This window comes from Streptomyces sp. NPDC005402 (genome assembly GCF_040606575.1).
Lineage (GTDB): Bacteria > Actinomycetota > Actinomycetes > Streptomycetales > Streptomycetaceae > Streptomyces.
Map to the genome: position 1 here is coordinate 93,758 of NZ_JBEXFB010000027.1, position 16,089 is coordinate 109,846.

Consider the following 16,089-nt stretch of genomic DNA (forward strand, 5'->3'; position numbering starts at 1 on the left):
GCCTCCGGGTAGGCCAGCCACACGGCGTACCCGGAGATGGAGTGCCATGACCTGCGCGAACTCCCCTGCACGGCACGGGACCTGGGCGGTGGCCCTGACCGTCACCGCCCTCGTCCTCACCGGAGCCTGCGACGACAGCGACGGCGGCGGAGACGGCGGGGCCTCCCGGACGGCCCGGTCCTCCGCCGCCGGATCGCCGGGCCCGACCACGGCCGGCGGCTCCCCGTCGCTCTCCGCCTCCCCGTCACCGACCGCGACCGCGCCCTCGGATCCGGAGCAGACGGAACAGGACATCCGGGAGGCCTGGACGGTCCTCTTCGACCCGAAGTCCTCCCTGGACCAGCGCAGTGACGTCGTCGAGGACGGCGACGAGAACGCCCTGATGATCGACAACCTCTTCCGCGACCCGAGCGGCAGCAAGCTGCGCGCGGAGGTGACCTCCGTGTCGTACACCTCGGACGTGCACGCCGAGGTGGCCTACGACCTCACGCGCGAGGGGCGCCGGCTGGACTCCGGCGGTCCGGGGGCGGCCGTACTCCAGGACGACGGCTGGAAGGTCGCCCTGCGCACGGTCTGCGCACTGACGCGGCACGCCGAGGACGCCCCCGAGGCGCCGAGCTGTGTGGTGCCGTCCTACGGCCCCGCCGCTAGCCCTGCGCCCAGCCCTGCCGGAAGAGGTCGTTGAGTTCCGTCTGGGAGAGCTGGTCGGCCGCGTAGGAGAAGGTGCCCAGGTCGGCCAACTCCCGTGCGGCGTCGAGCAGATGGCGGTACATCGCACGGGCGATGCTGCCGCCGACCGTCACCCGCCGGACGCCGAGGGCGCGCAGGTCGTCGAGGGAGAGCGCGTTGCCGGTCAGGCCCATGACCACGTTGAGCGGGCCGTCGATCTCGCGGGCCAGCGTGCCGATGGTCTCGGCGTCGGCAGCGCCGGGGACGAACGCGCAGTCGGCACCCGCCTCCAGGTAGGCGTTGGCCCTCCGTACGGCCTCGTCGAGCGTGCCACCGACCAGCAGCGCGTCGGTCCGGCCCACCAGGACGAAGGGCTCACCCTCGGCCGCCAAAGCCTCGCGGGCGGCGCGGATGCGGTCGGCGGAGAGCTTCTCGTCGTAGAGGGGACGGGTGCGGTCGCCGGTGAAGTCCTCGATGTTGCCGCCCGCGGCTCCGGCGGCGAGGGTCTTCGCGACGGTGGTGGCGACGGTCTCGGGCGACTCGCCGTAGCCGTCCTCCAGGTCCGCGCTCAACGGCACGGCGATCCCGCTCGCGATCTCGCCGACCCGGCGCAGCATGGTCGCGCGGTCGACGCGGTCCTCCGGCGGTTGTTCGGCGAAGAAGTCGTGGTCGGGCCGTCCGAGGGAGAACGCGACGCCCGCGCTCGTCGTCGCCACGGCCGGGAACCCGGCCGCCTCCAGGATCCGGGCGCTGCCCACGTCCCAGGCGTTGGGGAGCAGAAAGCACCCCTCCCGGTGCAGATCGGCGAAGCGCTGTGCCTTGGCTCGGCTGTCGGTGTCCACACGGTCCTTCCCGGCCCGCCGCCCCTCGGCGGGCTCCCGGAGAACGTACGCCGGAGGACGCGCGGGCGGACTCCTTTTACGGCGTGGTCCTCGGCGGCCGCCGTGGGGGGACCGGGGGCCGTCGGAGCAGGTCGGGCGGACGGCCTCGTCGTCGCGAGAACCGCCCGCGCATCGACTCGGCGCTCCCCGCCTCGCTCCTCGGCCGGTTCCGGGGAAATCGGGCCCGACAGCCCGCGTGAACTCTCTCAGGGACGCCGGGCGGGTTCGCCGTACCTCTGCCACGGCCGGGCCCGCAGTCGGGACGGGGCGTGGGAAGCGACGGGGCCCGAGCCGGAGGGCGTGCTCTGAACGAGGGGCGGCGCCGGGCCGTACGTAGGGCGGACGGCGTGGAGGCACAGCCGTGACACAGCCCCCTCTAGGATGAGCCCGATGACCAGCTCCGAGCAGCCCACCGCGCGCCCGCCGTTGTGGCGGGCGCTGCTCGTGCTCGGGCTGCTCGTGGGGGTGCTGGGCATGCACGCCCTGGCGCCCGGTGGCGGCATGGGCGGGCACGAGAGCAGGTCCGCGCACGTGGCGACGGCCGCCGTCACCGTCGACACAACCTGTCACGACGGCTGCGGCTCGGGTCATCTCCACCACGCCGACGCGACCTGTGCGTCGGGGGCCGTGAGCGGCGGGCCCGCGTTGCCCGCGCTCGTTCCCGACCCGTCGGGAGGCGCCCCGGGCACGACTCCTCTGTGCGCTCAGACGACCGCGGCCCAGGAAGGCGCCCGCGCACCGCCCTCCCTCGCGGAACTCCAGCTTTTGCGGATCTAGACACGGCGTGTTCCGCCGCGTCCAGATCCCTTTCACAGCACTGGAGTTCCAGCATGCGCACCACCCGTACCCCGATCCGCCGTGCCTGTCTCGCGGCGGTCGCCGTGAGCGCCGCCCTCACCCTCACGGCGTGTGGCGGCGACAGCGGCTCGGCCGCCTCCTCGCCCTCGGCGTCCGCCGAGACCTCGGCCGACGCCCACAACGCCCAGGACGTCTCCTTCGCGCAGGGCATGATCCCGCACCACCAGCAGGCCGTGGAGATGGCCGCACTGGCCGACGGCCGGGCCTCCGCCGCCGAGGTCAAGGACCTCGCCGCCCGGATCGAGAAGGCACAGGGCCCGGAGATCGAGACCATGACCGGCTGGCTGAAGACCTGGGACGAGAAGGTCCCCGAGGCGATGCCCGGCATGGACCACTCGGCGCACTCCGGCATGGCCGGGATGATGGACGGCGCCGACATGGAGAAGCTGAAGAAGATGTCCGGCAAGGACTTCGACTCCATGTTCCTGACCATGATGGTCGAGCACCACGAGGGCGCCGTCGAGATGGCCACCACCGAGAAGGCCAAGGGTGGTTACCCGGCCGCGACAGCCATGGCCGGTGACATCATCACGACGCAGAACGCCGAGATCAGCGAGATGAAGAAGCTCCTCGGCGAGAACTGACGCGCCCGCGTGACGGCCAGGGTGCCCGTGCCGCTCGGCGCGGGCACCGTGGCCGTCACCGGCTCCCCCGGGCCTCCGCAGGGTCCGGTGTCGGCGACCCCGTCGGCCTCCGCGGGCCGACGGCCGCCCCTACACCAATCCGCTCAAGTCGTCGAAGGGCACCGATCCCTGGCTGGACTACTGGGACGGCATGTCCGGCGAGACCGGGGCCACGCCGACGCCGTACACGCTGGTCAACCGCAACAGCGGCACGTGCCTCGACGTGAACTCCGGGGAACTCCCTTGAGACGCACCGCAGTTCGGCTGCTCAGGAGCAGGACGGGCGACCAGGGGGACGCGACCTTCCACGCCGAGTGACCGGACGGTTCGCGGGTCCTTCTGCGGGCACCCGTAGAAGGACTCTCCGGAACCACGAGGAGCGACAGTGACGACAGGGCGACTCCCCGATCACGAACAGCGCCTTCTCAACGAGATGGAACGCGCCCTGCGCCGCGACCGCCGGCTGGACCGCCGGATGCGTACAGGGCGGCTGCGCCGACGGCCGGACCTGTCCCGGGTCGCGCACTACCGGCCGCACGTCCTGACCGTGGGCCTGCTGCTCGCGGTCGCGAGCACGCTCATGGTGACGGGCATCGTCACCTCGCGCCCCGCGGTGATCTGGGCCTTCGCGGCCGTCTGGCCACTGGCCCTGTTCGCCGTGTTCCGGCTGCTGTGCCGCTGGTCGGAACCCTGAGCGTCACGCCTCGCCCTCCTCGAAGGCCGCCTCGATCGGCCGCTCGTCGACCAGGACCCGCCCCTGCGGCGGCCCTGCGAGCAGCGCCCGTACGGCGGTCAGGACGTCCGGCGCCACATGATCGGCCCTCGCCGTCTCCTCGGGCCGGGTCCGCTCGTCCGGTACGAGGATCCCGTGGGCGCCCACCCGGGCCGCGGCCTCCGCGTCCGCCGCGGTGCCGACGACCGCGCAGTCGGTCGGCGCGGTGCACACCCGGCCCGCCGCCCAGAGGATCAGGCCCGGTTCGGGTGGACGGCAGTGGCAGCCGTCACCGGGGCCGTGGGGGCACACTCCCCAGATGTCGAAGGGGCCGAGCAGTTCGTCGACGCGGTGGTTGACGGCGCGCACGTCGGCGTCGCTGAGCCGCCCGTGCCCGATGCCCGGTTGCAGGGCGACGAACCCGGTGCGAACGCCGTGCAGGCGCAACATGCCGAGCGCCTCACGGGCACCGGGCGCCGGGCGCACCCGGCCGGGGTCGGAGGTGTCTTCGGCGAGGATGCTGTCACGGTCGAACAGCACCGTACGCACGTGCGTCATGGGCCACCTCCCGGCTCTCGCGTGCACTTCTTCCTCTCCGCGAGTAACCGCGTACGGCCGGTCCATGCGGCCGGGCGCGATCTACAGGTCAGGGTGAGGCGGTGGGTGCCGGCCCGGCATCGAGCCCGGCGAGGTGCGTCAGAGCTCCTGTGGCCCTGGCAGAGGCGTGGTGTACACGCGCATACGCCTTCCCGCCCACACCCCGCTGCGCCAAGTATGCGAGACCCCTATGAAATCCCCGCTGAGCAGGACGGATTCCCTAAGATCGGCTCGTGGTCACCTTCCTCCTCGAACGAACGGCCCCGCTCTCCCCGGACGAGGCCTGGCGCCGCCTCACCGAGTGGCCCCGCCACGGCGAGGTCGTCCCCCTGACGCGCGTCACCGTCGTGCCGCCGGGGCCGACGGCCGAGGGAACGCTCGTCGTCGCCCGTTCGGGGATCGGCCCGCTCGGCTTCGACGACCCCATGGAGGTCACGGTCTGGCGCCCGCCGGCGGAGGGCGTCTCCGGCCTGTGCCGTCTGGAGAAGCGCGGCCGGGTGGTGCGGGGCTGGGCCGAACTGGAGGTTCATCCGGGCCCGGGCGGCAGGGCGCGCGTGATCTGGCGTGAGAAGCTGCGGGTTCCCCTGCTCCCCCAGTCCTTGCTGCGTGTCGTGGCCCGGTCGGTGTTCGGGCGGGCGCTGAACCGGCTGCTGCGGGGGACCTGAAGGACATGCAACAGTGGCTGCCATGACGGCAGTTGACGGTACGACCGTACGGGTGGACGAGGTCGAGGCGCTCGCGGTGGACGGGCTGCGCTGGTTGGTGGCCGCCGGGCGGGAGACCGCGGACGGCGGACTCGCCTGGCCGACCGCGCCCTCGCAGGAGAAGACCGACCCGACCCTCTACAGCGGCACGGCAGGGATCGTCCCCGTGCTCCTGGAGGCGTGGCGGCACCTGGGCGACGACTCCTACGCCGATCTCGCACTCCGCGCGGGCCGCGGTCTGGCCGCCGCCGTCGACGGCCACGAGGACGACTCCCTGTACTTCGGCCGGTCCGGCATGGCCCTGGTCCTGCACACCCTGCGCGACGAACTCGACGACACCGCCTGCGGTACGGCGGCCGACCGCGCGATGGCTCTCGTGCGCGCGCGCTTCGACGGGGAGCGCTGGGGCGAGCTGTTCGAGCTGATGGGCGGCAACGGCGGGATCGGCCTGGCCGCCCTGACGGTCGGCGACCCCGAGTTCGCCGTCCTCGCGGTGGAGCCCTACCTGCGGGCCGCGGAGAAGACCCCGTGGGGCGTCACCTGGCCGCACCGCCCGGGCACGGACTCCCGTCTGCACCACATGTCCCACGGCACGCTGGGCTTCGCCTACGCCCTCGCCCGGATCGGCCACGCGACCGGCCGCACCGACCTGGTCGACCTGGCGCTGGCCGGGGTCGCGGACGTCGTCGCCCGCGACGAGGGCGGCCCGGACGGGTTTCTGGTCCCGCACTCCACCCCGCAGTTCCTGCCGGACCTGATCGAGCCGGTCAGCTACGGCTGGTGCCACGGCCCGGCCGGTGATGCCCACATGTTCCGGCTGCTGCGCGACACCCACGGCGACCCGGCCTGGGCCGCGCTCGCCGACCGCTGCTGGCACACGGTCACCCACTCCGGCATCCCCCAGCGGCTGCGGCCGGGGTTCTGGGACAACAACGGCCGTTGCTGCGGCACGGCGGGTGTCCTCGCCCTGGCCGGCGACCGGATCGCCGAGCGTGCCGAAGGGCAGGAGGCCCACGACTTCGCGCGGATCCTCGTCGCCGACCTCGCCGCCCGCGCGGTGCGGGACACCGACGGCGCCCGCTGGTCCAACGTCGAGCACCGGGCCACCCCCAGCGACCTCGAACCAGGCACCAGCTGGGCGCAGGGCGGCGCGGGCATCGTGCGTGAACTGCTGCGGTTCGTCCGGCTGAGCCGGGGCGGCGATCCGCGGTACGCCTTCGCGTGGCCGGACCAGCCCCAGGTGTCCGCTCAGGCCACCGAACCGATCCGGCGGGCCGGTGCCGACGTCCCGTCGTGATGGATCGGCGTGTGCGCGCCGGTGAGTGGAGTCCCGCTGCCGCCCCGCCGGTTGGCCACGATCTCCGCCGCGATCGACAGGGCTGTCTCCTCGGGCGTACGAGCGCCGAGGTCCAGGCCGATGGGTGACCGCAGCCGCGCCAACTCCAGTTCGGTCACGCCGACTTCGCGGAGGCGTTCGGTGCGGTCGAGGTGGGTTCGGCGGGAGCCCATGGCGCCCACGTAGGCGACCGGGAGCCTGAGGGCCAGTCGCAGCAGGGGTATGTCGAACTTGGCGTCGTGGGTGAGGACGCACAGCACCGTCCGGGCGTCGACCTCCGTGCGCTCCAGGTACCGGTGCGGCCACTCGACGACCACCTCGTCGGCCTCCGGGAAGCGCGCCTCGGTCGCGAAGACGGGGCGCGCGTCGCACACGGTGACCCGGTAGCCGAGGAACTTGCCGATCCGCACCAGCGCCGACGCGAAGTCGATCGCGCCGAAGACGATCATCCGGGGCGGTGGCACGGAGGACTCGACGAGCACGGTGAGCGGGGCGCCGCAGCGCGAGCCCTGTTCGCCGATCTCCAGGGTGCCGGTGCGGCCCGCGTCCAGGAAGGCGCCGGCCTCGGCGGCGATCGTGCGGTCCAGCTCGGGATGGGCGCCGAAACCGCCGTACCCGGAGACGTTTTCGGGCCCTACGACGAGCGCACGGCCGACGAGTTCCCGAGGCCCGGAGACGATTCGTGCCAGGGCCGCCGCCTGTCCCTTCGCGGCGGCTGCGAGCGCGGCCGTGATCACGGTGCGGACGGGGTCGCCGACCCGGACCGGGGTGACGAGGATGTCGATGACGCCGCCGCAGGTCAGGCCGACGGCGAAGGCGTCCTCGTCGCTGTAGCCGAAGCGCTCGAGGACCGACTCACCGTCCGCGAGGGCCTGTTGGCACAGCTCATAGACCGCTCCTTCCACGCAGCCGCCGGAGACCGAGCCGATCGCCGTGCCGTCGGCGTCCACCGCGAGGGCGGCGCCGGGCCGGCGGGGCGCGCTGCCGCCGACGGCCACCACGGTGGCCACGGCGAAGTCACGTTCCTGCTCGACCCACCGGTGCAGCTCGTCGGCGATGTCCAGCATGTCTCGGTCTCCTTCACAGCGGTTGCGTACGGGCGGGTTCGAGCGGCTAGTGCACGCCCATCCAGATCTCGATCGGGTTGAGGGCGTAGTAGACCAGGAAGATCGCCGTCAGTCCCCACATGAAGGCGCCGATCTCGCGCGCCTTGCCCTGCGCGACCTTGATGGCCACGTACGAGATGACGCCCGCGGCGACGCCCGCCGTGATCGAGTAGGTGAACGGCATGATCACGACGGTCAGGAAGACCGGGATCGCGGTGGCGCGGTCGGCCCAGTCGACGTGGCGGGCGTTCATCATCATCATGGCGCCGATCACCACCAGGGCGGCGGCCGCGACCTCGCCCGGCACGATCGCGGTGAGCGGGGTGAAGAAGAGGCAGGCCGCGAAGAACAGGCCGGTGACGACGGAGGACAGGCCGGTACGGGCGCCTTCGCCGACCCCCGTGGCCGACTCGACGAAGACGGTCTGCCCGGAGGCACCCGCCACCCCGCCGATGGCACCGCCCGCGCCGTCGATGAACAGCGCCTTGGACAGGCCCGGCATCCGGCCCTGCTCGTCGGCGAGTCCGGCCTCGGTGCCGACGCCGATGATGGTGGCCATCGCGTCGAAGAACCCGGCGAGCACCAGCGTGAACACGATCATGCCGACCGTCATCGCGCCGACCTCGCCCCAGCCGCCGAACTCGACCTTCCCGAAGATCGAGAAGTCCGGCATGGAGACCGCGCCGCCGTGCAGTTCGGGGGCGCCGCTCGCCCACTGCTCGGGGGCGACGGCCCCGACCGCGTTGAGGACCACGGCGAGTACGGTCCCGCCGAGAATGCCGATCAGGATCGCGCCGGGGACGCCGCGCGCCTGGAGCATGAAGATGGCGAGGAGGGTGACGGCGAACAACAGGACCGGCCAGCCCGCGAGTTCGCCCGTGGGGCCGAGCGTGACCGGGGTCGCCTTGCCCTGGTGGACGAAGCCGGCCTTGTAGAAGCCGATCAGGGCGACGAACAGACCGATGCCCATGGTGATCGCGTGCTTGAGGGCCAACGGGATCGCGTTCATGATCATCTCGCGCAGGCCGGTGACGACCAGCAGCATGATGACCACGCCGTACATCACGCACATGCCCATGGCCTGCGGCCAGGTCATCACGGGTACGACCTGCGAGGACAGCACGCCGGAGACGGAGAGGCCGGCGGCGAGCGCGAGCGGTACCTTGCCGAAGAAGCCCATCAGCAGCGTGGTGAGGGCCGCCGCGAACGCGGTCGCGGTGATGAGTGCCTTCTGGCCGAGCGTGTCCCCCGCCGCGTCCTTGCCGGACAGGATCAGGGGGTTGAGCAGGAGGATGTACGCCATCGCCATGAAGGTGGTGACGCCGCCGCGGAGTTCACGCGCGACCGTGGATCCTCGCCGGGATATGTGGAAGTACCGGTCGAGCCAGGACCTGCCGGCCGGGACGCGGGTGCCTTCTCCCGCGTCGTCGGCGACGGTCGCCGGCTCCAGTGACTGCTGGGTCATGTGGGCCTACTCCCAAGGTTCACAGGGGCACCCGTCAACCGCCTGTGCGGCTGCGGGATTTGGGAAGGTGGTTCGGCCGCACGACCCGGGGGACGGCCCGAGACGAACGAACTGGGTACTCCGGGCGGCGCGGCGAAGTGTGACGTTCCCGGCGCCGCCCGGAGGGACTGACTACGCCATGCCCGTGAGGTGTTCGGGGCGTACCGGCGTCCTGTTGAGCTCCAGCCCGGTCGCGTTGCGGATCGCCGCGAGCACGGCCGGGGTCGAGGACAGGGTGGGTGCCTCGCCGATGCCACGCAGCCCGTACGGCGCGTGGTCGTCGGCGAGTTCGAGCACGTCGACGGGGATGGTCGGCGTGTCGAGGATCGTGGGGATCAGGTAGTCCGTGAAGGACGGGTTCCTGACCTTCGCCGTCTTCGGGTCGACGATGATCTCCTCCATCACCGCGATGCCCAGGCCCTGGGTCGTGCCGCCCTGGATCTGGCCGATGACGGACAGCGGGTTCAGCGCCTTGCCGACGTCCTGCGCGCAGGCCAGCTCGATCACCTTGACCAGGCCGAGCTCGGTGTCGACCTCGACGACCGCGCGGTGGGCGGCGAAGGAGTACTGGACGTGTCCGAAGCCCTGCCCGGTACGCAGGTCGAAGGCCTCGGTCGGCCGGTGCCGCCACTCGGCCTCGACCTCCACGGACTCCTCTTCCAGCACGTCGACCAGGTCCGCGAGGACCTCACCCCCGTCGGTGACGACCTTGCCGCCCTCCAGGAGCAGTTCGGCGGTGGCCCAGGCGGGGTGGTAGGAGCCGAACTTGCGGCGCCCGAGCTCCAGGACCTTCTCCCGGACGAGCTCGCAGGAGTTCTTGACGGCGCCGCCGGTGACGTACGTCTGACGCGAGGCCGAGGTCGAACCCGCCGAGCCCACCTGAGTGTCCGCCGGCTGGATGGTCACCTGCGTGACGCCGAGTTCGGTGCGGGCGATCTGCGCGTGGACGGTGACTCCGCCCTGGCCGACCTCCGCCATGGCCGTGTGCACGGTGGCGACGGGCTCACCGCCGACGACCTCCATGCGCACGCGGGCGGTCGAGTAGTCGTCGAAACCCTCGGAGAAGCCGACGTTCTTGATGCCGACCGCGTAGCCGACCCCCCGTACGACGCCTTCGCCGTGGGTGGTGTTCGACAGACCGCCCGGCAGCTGCCGTACGTCGGCCTCCTCGCCGGCGGAGCGCCACTGCTGCTCCGGCGGGAGCGGCATCGCCTTGACGCGGCGCAGGAGTTCGGCGACGGGGGCGGGCGAGTCGACGGGCTGGCCGGTCGGCATGATCGTGCCCTGTTCCATGGCGTTCAGCTGCCGGAACTCCACCCGGTCCATGCCCACCGCGTCGGCGAGCTTGTCCATCTGCGCCTCGTAGGCGAAGCACGCCTGGACCGCGCCGAAGCCGCGCATCGCGCCGCAGGGCGGGTTGTTGGTGTAGAGCGCGATGGCCTCGATCTCGACGTCGTCGACGACGTACGGCCCGATGCCGAGCGAAGCGGCGTTGCCGACGACGGCCGGGGAGGCGGAGGCGTACGCGCCGCCGTCGAGGACGATCCGGCACTTGACGTGGGTCAACTTGCCCTCGCGCGTGGCCCCGTGCTCGTAGTGGAGCTTGGCCGGGTGGCGGTGGACATGCCCGAAGAAGGACTCGAAGCGGTTGTAGACGATCTTGACGGGCTTGCCGGTGCGCAGTGCCAGCAGACAGGCGTGGATCTGCATCGACAGGTCCTCGCGGCCTCCGAAGGCCCCGCCCACACCGGACAGCGTCATGCGCACCTTGCGCTCGGGCAGGCCGAGGACGGGCGCGATCTGCCGCAGGTCGGAGTGCAGCCACTGGGTGGCGACGTAGAGGTGGACGCCACCGTCCTCGTCCGGCACGGCGAGACCCGACTCGGGGCCGAGGAAGGCCTGGTCCTGCATGCCGAAGGTGTACTCGCCCCGGACGACGAAGTCGGCCTGCTGCGAGGCCTCTTCGACGTCACCGCGGATGATCGGCTGCCGGTGGACGATGTTGGGGTGCGGGACGTGCCCGATGTGGTGGTCGTCGCGGCCCTCGTGGACGAGGATCGCGTCGGGGGCGGTCGCGGAGGCCTCGTCGGTGACGACGGGCAGCTCGCGGTACTCGACCTTGATCTTCGCGGCGGCGCGGCGGGCCGTCTCCGGGTGGTCGGCGGCGACGATCGCGACCGGCTCACCGTGGTGACGGACCTTGCCGTGGGCGAGGACCGGGGTGTCCTGGATCTCCAGACCGTAGTTCTTCACCTCGGTCGGCAGATCGTCGTGCGTCATGACGGCGTACACGCCCGGCAGGGCGAGGGCCTCGCTCGTGTCGATGGACACGATCTCGGCGTGCGCGACGGTCGAGCGGAGGATCTGCCCCCAGAGCATGTCCTCGTGCCACATGTCGGACGAGTACGCGAACTCGCCGGTGACCTTGAGGGTGCCGTCCGGGCGGAGCGTCGACTCGCCGATGCCGCCCTTGGTCTTCGAACCCTGGGTGATCTTGGTGGGAGTGCCGTTGGGAGTGGACATCTCAGACCGCCTCTCCCTGCCGGGCGGCCGCGAGGCGGACCGCGTCCATGATCTTCTCGTAGCCGGTGCAGCGGCACAGGTTGCCCGACAGCGCCTCGCGGATGTCCGCGTCGCTCGGGTTCGGGTTGCGCTCCAGCATCTCGTCGGCGGCGACCAGCAGCCCCGGCGTGCAGAAGCCGCACTGGACGGCACCGGCGTCGATGAACGCCTGCTGGATCGGGGCGAGTTCGGTGCCCTCGCCGGTGTGGGAGTCCTGCGGGGACGTACCGCAGGCGCCGGTCGGGCAGGACCGCTGCTTCGCGTAGTCCGCGAGCCCCTCGACGGTGACGACCTCGCGTCCCTCGACCTGCCCGGCGGCGACCAGACAGGAACACACCGGGACGCCGTCGAGGCGGACCGTGCAGGAGCCGCACTCCCCCTGCTCGCAGGCGTTCTTCGAACCGGGCAGCCCGAGCCGCTCGCGCAGCACGTACAGCAGGGACTCGCCCTCCCACACGTCGTCGGCTTCCTGCGGACGTCCGTTGACCGTGAAATTGACGCGCATCACGCGACTCCCTCCGTGCGGGCGGCGGTGCCGCGGTACGACTCCCACGTCCAGGTCAGCGTGCGGCGGGCCATGATGCCGACCGCGTGGCGGCGATAGCTCGCCGTGCCCCGGACGTCGTCGATCGGGTTGCAGGAGGCGGCGCACAGGTCCGCGAACTGCTTGGCGACCGAAGGCGTGATGATCTTGCCGTTGTCCCAGAACCCGCCCTCTTCCAGAGCGGCGTTCAGGAACTCCTCGGCGGCCTTGGCCCGAACGGGCGTGGGAGCGGCCGAACCGATCCCGGTGCGCACGGTCCGCGTCGCGGGGTGCAGGGCGAGCCCGAAGGCGCACACGGCGATGACCATGGCATTGCGCGTGCCGACCTTGGAGTACTGCTGGGGCCCGTCGGCCTTCTTGATGTGCACGGCGCGAATGAGCTCGTCGGCGGCCAGCGCGTTGCGCTTCACGCCGGTGTAGAACGCGTCGATCGGGATGAGACGCGATCCGCGCACCGACTCGACCTCGACCTCGGCGCCGGCCGCGAGGAGGGCGGGGTGGGCGTCACCGGCCGGGGAGGCGGTGCCGAGGTTGCCGCCGACGCCGCCGCGGTTGCGGATCTGCGGGGAGGCCACGGTGTGCGAGGCGAGGGCCAGGCCCGGGAGCTCGCCGCGCAGGTTCTCCATGATGTGGGTGTACGGCACGGAGGCGCCGAGCCGCACGGTGTCCTCGCCGACCTCCCACTCGGTGAGGTCGGTGACGCGGTTCAGGTCGAGCAGGTACTCGGGCCGCCGATGGTCGAAGTTGATCTCGACCATCACATCGGTGCCGCCCGCGATGGGCACAGCGGTGGGGTGCTCGGCCTTGGCGGCGAGCGCCTCCTCCCAGCTGGCGGGGCGAAGGAAGTCCATGACCGGCTCTCTTCTTCGTCTTGGGGGTCGTACGGATCGAGCCAGATCGTGTGCGGCGGGCCCGGCTCGTTCATGTGCTGTTCACGTGGAGTGGAGCCAGTACACAGCGGTGTACTCCAACGGGGTCAGTCACGGAAACCATGAAGGAGTTGGCTGGTCGGGGCCCTCATCTTGTAGATTCGTATGAACGGAGGTGCTCAGTAACCTCCATGTTTTCCCCGGGAAACATCCGAGACAGCCCACGTGACCTGGGACACAGCCCCGGAGATGGCGGAAGCCGCTCCCGACCCCACCGGACCCCTTCTCCATCGTAGATTTCGAGACAAAGAACGGCGGCGACGAGAATGCGGCTGCGCGCACTGCTGGACACCGATGCGCTGGGCCTGCGGCTGCTCGGCGGCGAGGACGAACTGGACCGCACCGTACGCGGTGTGATGACCACGGACCTGCGCGACCCCAGCCGCTACCTCTCGGGCGGGGAACTGGTCCTGACGGGCCTCGCCTGGCGCCGGGACGCCGCCGACTCGGAGCCGTTCGTACGACTCCTCGTGCAGGCCCAGGTGGCGGCGCTGGCAGCCGGCGAGGCGGAGCTGGGCGACGTCCCGGAGGACCTGGTCGTCGCCTGCGCCCGGCACCGCCTCCCCCTGTTCGCGGTGCACGAGTCGGTGGCCTTCGCGACGATCACCGAGCATGTCGTACGGCAGGTCTCCGGCGAGCGCGCGGGCGACCTGGCGGCCGTGGTGGACCGCCACCGTCGCATGATGACGTCGGGCCCGGCGGGCGGCGGCCCGGACGTGGTCCTCGACCTCCTGGGTTCGGACCTGGACCTGCGCGCGTGGGTCCTCTCCCCGACCGGCCGCCTGATCGCGGGCCCGAAGGTGGCGGGCCCCGGCCTCCCCGCGGACACCTGCGCGAAGCTCGCGGCCGAACACCTTGCTGCGGCCCGCACAGGCCGCCGAGGCCCCCACCGGGTCACGCTCGGCTCGTCGGCCTACTCCCTCTTCCCGATCCGCAGCAGCGGCCGGTCCCCCCAGGCCTCCAGAGACGTACGCGAGACGGTCCTGTCCGACTGGCTGCTGGCGGTGGAGGCGGACGCCGGCGACTGGCCGGAGGAGCGCCTGGACCTCCTCCAGGGCGTCGCCCAGCTGATCGCGGTCGAGCGGGACCGCAGAGACGCGGCCCGCACGGTCCGCCGCCGCCTGGCCCAGGAGGTCCTGGAACTGGTCCAGACAGGAGCGGCACCGGCCGAGATCGCCGCCCGTCTGCGAGTCGCCGCGCCGGTCCTCCTGCCCGGTCTGGGGGCGGCGCCGCACTGGCAGGTCGTGGTGGCCAGGGTCGAATGGCAGGACACGGAGCTGGAGGGCGGCCCGATGGCGCAGTCCCTCCTGGAGGAGATCCTGGTGGACCCCCTCGCGACCGGCCCCGAGCCCTCCGACCGCATAGCGGTGGCCCACACCGGCGACGAGGCGATCGCGCTCGTCCCCCTCCCCGCGGTCTCGACCGAACACGACGGCTCGGAGTCGGGCATCCTCGCGGACGCCCTGCTCGAAGCGGTCCGGGACCCCCTGACGGCCGGCCTCGACGACGACGGCAGGGTCACCCTGGGCGTCAGCGCGTCGGTCCACTCGGCGGAGGGCCTGCGAGGCGCGCTGGAGGAGGCCCGGCACGCCCGCAGGGTGGCGGCGGCCCGCGCGGGCAGAGTCTGCGCGGCAGGCCACCAGGAGCTGGCCTCGCACGTCCTGCTGCTGCCCTTCGTGCCCGACGACGTCCGCCGAGCCTTCACAGCCCGCCTCCTCGACCCGCTCAGGGACTACGACCGCCGCCACCGGGCCGAGTTGATCCCCACCCTGGAGGCCTTCCTGGACTGCGACGGCTCCTGGACCCGCTGCGCGACCCGTCTCCACTTGCACGTCAACACGCTGCGCTACCGCGTCGGACGCATCGAGCAGTTGACGAGCCGTGACCTCTCGCGCCTCGAGGACAAGCTGGATTTCTTCCTGGCACTGCGGATGAGCTGAAACCTGTGAGCCCCCCGACTCCCACGACTTTGTGAATTCCTTCACCCACCCCCTTGGCCGGGCCCGTCGTTTCGTGCTGAGATGCCGCCACCACTCAAAGCTCGACGGCGCGCTCGGGGAGGGCAACGTGGCGCATACCGCCATGTCTGGTAACGGAACGACCGCCGGTGACGATCCACTCCAGACCGCGGTATGGCGGCTGCGCTCACGGGCCTGCTGGGCCGACGCGGCCGCCCTGCTCCAACCGGTCACCGCAGAGGCGGCCCTGCAGAGAGCGGCACTGCTGGTGGAACGCTGCCTGTACACGGAGCAGGGCTGGCCGGAGGCGGAGGACGCGCTGCGCACCGCCGAGGCGCTGGCCCACAGCGACGACGAACGGGGGGCCGCCGCTTGTGAACGGGGGCAGCTTGCGTACGCCTCGACGCTTCACGGGGTCCGGGACCGCGCGGACGAAGCGCGGGCGGCGCTGGGCCGCGCGGCGGCGCTGATCCCTCCGGGGGCGCAGGGCAGGGCCCTGTTGGACTTCCGCCGGGGTCTGCTGGCGGAGAACCTGACCCACTCCCCCCAGGCGGCCCGAGCGGCCTACCGCCGCGCCCACGCGGGCGCCACGGCCCAGTCCGACTCCCTGCTGCTGTCCTTCACCTGGCGCCACCTCGCCGGACTGGCCCTACGGGAGGGCGAGTTGGCCGAGGCGCGGCACGGGTTCGCCGAATCGCTCCGGATCCGTGAGGAGTTGGGCTACCTGGTGGGCACGGCACCGGCGCTCGCCTCACTGGCGGACGCGGAGGTGGAGCCGGAGGCGTCCCGACTGCGCGAGGAGGCGCGGCGGTTGTACCGGTTGCTGGGCGGAGTACCTACGTGGCTGGCACGGCAGTTGGCGCCGCCGGCGGCTTCGGCGTGAGGTGACGGGGGCGCGCTCAGGGGGTGCCGGGTCGGGCTGCGGGCGCGTGGGGGCTGGTCGCGCAGTTCCCCGCGCCCCTCAGGGCCGCAGTCACCCTGCGCCAGGACGGACCGTTGGCCGCGTACGGCGGGAAGGGGACGGGGTGGGGGGTGTCCGCCCGCAGCGGCCGGCGTCCGTTACAGGGCCCTGCTCAAATGACCGAGCCGCCGGACCGAGGACGGAC

The 16,089-nt window shown here is 72.2% G+C and carries 15 protein-coding genes; 8 read left to right on the forward strand and 7 right to left on the reverse strand.

The window, feature by feature from the left end; translation table 11 throughout:
• The first annotated feature begins 46 nt into the window (after positions 1-46).
• Positions 47-685, forward strand: a complete 639-nt coding sequence (locus ABZT02_RS37920) for a hypothetical protein (RefSeq protein WP_356026097.1) — start codon at positions 47-49, stop codon at positions 683-685.
• On the opposite strand, the gene ABZT02_RS37925 is transcribed toward ABZT02_RS37920, so the two are convergent.
• The gene (locus ABZT02_RS37925; RefSeq protein WP_356026099.1) at positions 648-1,511 is read right to left on the reverse strand and encodes an isocitrate lyase/phosphoenolpyruvate mutase family protein; all 864 of its coding nucleotides are present in this window, start codon (positions 1,509-1,511) and stop codon (positions 648-650) included. The two genes, ABZT02_RS37920 and ABZT02_RS37925, sit on opposite strands and share 38 nt — an antisense overlap.
• 429 nt (positions 1,512-1,940) lie before the next feature.
• Here ABZT02_RS37925 and ABZT02_RS37930 point away from each other — a divergent pair, with 429 nt between their 5' ends.
• The 3 genes from ABZT02_RS37930 to ABZT02_RS37940 all read left to right on the forward strand — a co-directional run bounded on the left by ABZT02_RS37930 (position 1,941) and on the right by ABZT02_RS37940 (position 3,725).
• The gene (locus ABZT02_RS37930) at positions 1,941-2,327 is read left to right on the forward strand and encodes a DUF6153 family protein (RefSeq protein WP_356026102.1); all 387 of its coding nucleotides are present in this window, start codon (positions 1,941-1,943) and stop codon (positions 2,325-2,327) included.
• A 53-nt stretch (positions 2,328-2,380) separates the two neighbouring features.
• A complete protein-coding gene (locus ABZT02_RS37935; RefSeq protein WP_356026105.1) occupies positions 2,381-2,992 on the forward strand; it encodes a DUF305 domain-containing protein in 612 nt (203 codons plus the stop codon).
• A gap of 424 nt (positions 2,993-3,416) precedes the next feature.
• Positions 3,417-3,725: a DUF3040 domain-containing protein gene (locus ABZT02_RS37940; RefSeq protein ID WP_356026108.1), complete on the forward strand. Its 309-nt coding sequence runs from the start codon at positions 3,417-3,419 to the stop codon at positions 3,723-3,725.
• A 3-nt stretch (positions 3,726-3,728) separates the two neighbouring features.
• On the opposite strand, the gene ABZT02_RS37945 is transcribed toward ABZT02_RS37940, so the two are convergent.
• Positions 3,729-4,301 (reverse strand): HAD-IIIA family hydrolase, encoded by a 573-nt coding sequence (locus ABZT02_RS37945; protein WP_356026110.1) that lies wholly within the window; start codon positions 4,299-4,301, stop codon positions 3,729-3,731.
• A 272-nt stretch (positions 4,302-4,573) separates the two neighbouring features.
• Here ABZT02_RS37945 and ABZT02_RS37950 point away from each other — a divergent pair, with 272 nt between their 5' ends.
• Both ABZT02_RS37950 and ABZT02_RS37955 read left to right on the forward strand, forming a co-directional pair.
• Positions 4,574-5,005, forward strand: coding sequence for an SRPBCC family protein (locus ABZT02_RS37950; RefSeq protein WP_356026113.1), 432 nt, complete (start codon positions 4,574-4,576; stop codon positions 5,003-5,005).
• Positions 5,006-5,027: 22 nt separating this feature from the next.
• Complete coding sequence (locus ABZT02_RS37955) at positions 5,028-6,341, forward strand: lanthionine synthetase LanC family protein (protein ID WP_356026115.1); 1,314 nt, start codon at positions 5,028-5,030, stop codon at positions 6,339-6,341.
• Here the strand turns inward: ABZT02_RS37955 and ABZT02_RS37960 are convergent.
• The 5 genes from ABZT02_RS37960 to ABZT02_RS37980 all read right to left on the reverse strand — a co-directional run bounded on the left by ABZT02_RS37960 (position 6,293) and on the right by ABZT02_RS37980 (position 12,947).
• Entirely contained in the window at positions 6,293-7,447 is a 1,155-nt protein-coding gene (locus tag ABZT02_RS37960; protein WP_356026118.1) for an XdhC/CoxI family protein, read from the reverse strand. The genes ABZT02_RS37955 and ABZT02_RS37960 overlap by 49 nt on opposite strands.
• Before the next feature lie 46 nt (positions 7,448-7,493).
• Positions 7,494-8,951: an NCS2 family permease gene (locus ABZT02_RS37965; RefSeq protein ID WP_356026120.1), complete on the reverse strand. Its 1,458-nt coding sequence runs from the start codon at positions 8,949-8,951 to the stop codon at positions 7,494-7,496.
• A gap of 171 nt (positions 8,952-9,122) precedes the next feature.
• A complete protein-coding gene (locus ABZT02_RS37970) occupies positions 9,123-11,513 on the reverse strand; it encodes a molybdopterin cofactor-binding domain-containing protein (protein ID WP_356026122.1) in 2,391 nt (796 codons plus the stop codon).
• 1 nt (position 11,514) lies between these two features.
• On the reverse strand, positions 11,515-12,057 hold the full coding sequence (locus ABZT02_RS37975; RefSeq protein ID WP_356026125.1) for a (2Fe-2S)-binding protein: 543 nt from the start codon (positions 12,055-12,057) through the stop codon (positions 11,515-11,517).
• Complete coding sequence (locus tag ABZT02_RS37980) at positions 12,057-12,947, reverse strand: FAD binding domain-containing protein (RefSeq protein ID WP_356026127.1); 891 nt, start codon at positions 12,945-12,947, stop codon at positions 12,057-12,059. The genes ABZT02_RS37975 and ABZT02_RS37980 overlap by 1 nt, the downstream gene beginning before the upstream one ends.
• Before the next feature lie 344 nt (positions 12,948-13,291).
• Between ABZT02_RS37980 and ABZT02_RS37985 the strand changes: the two genes are divergently transcribed.
• Positions 13,292-14,965 carry a PucR family transcriptional regulator ligand-binding domain-containing protein gene (locus ABZT02_RS37985; RefSeq protein WP_356026129.1) on the forward strand — a complete coding sequence of 558 codons (1,674 nt, stop codon included), beginning with the start codon at positions 13,292-13,294 and terminating at the stop codon, positions 14,963-14,965.
• Positions 14,966-15,092: 127 nt separating this feature from the next.
• Positions 15,093-15,866, forward strand: coding sequence for a hypothetical protein (locus tag ABZT02_RS37990; protein ID WP_356026132.1), 774 nt, complete (start codon positions 15,093-15,095; stop codon positions 15,864-15,866).
• Positions 15,867-16,089: the final 223 nt, after the last annotated feature.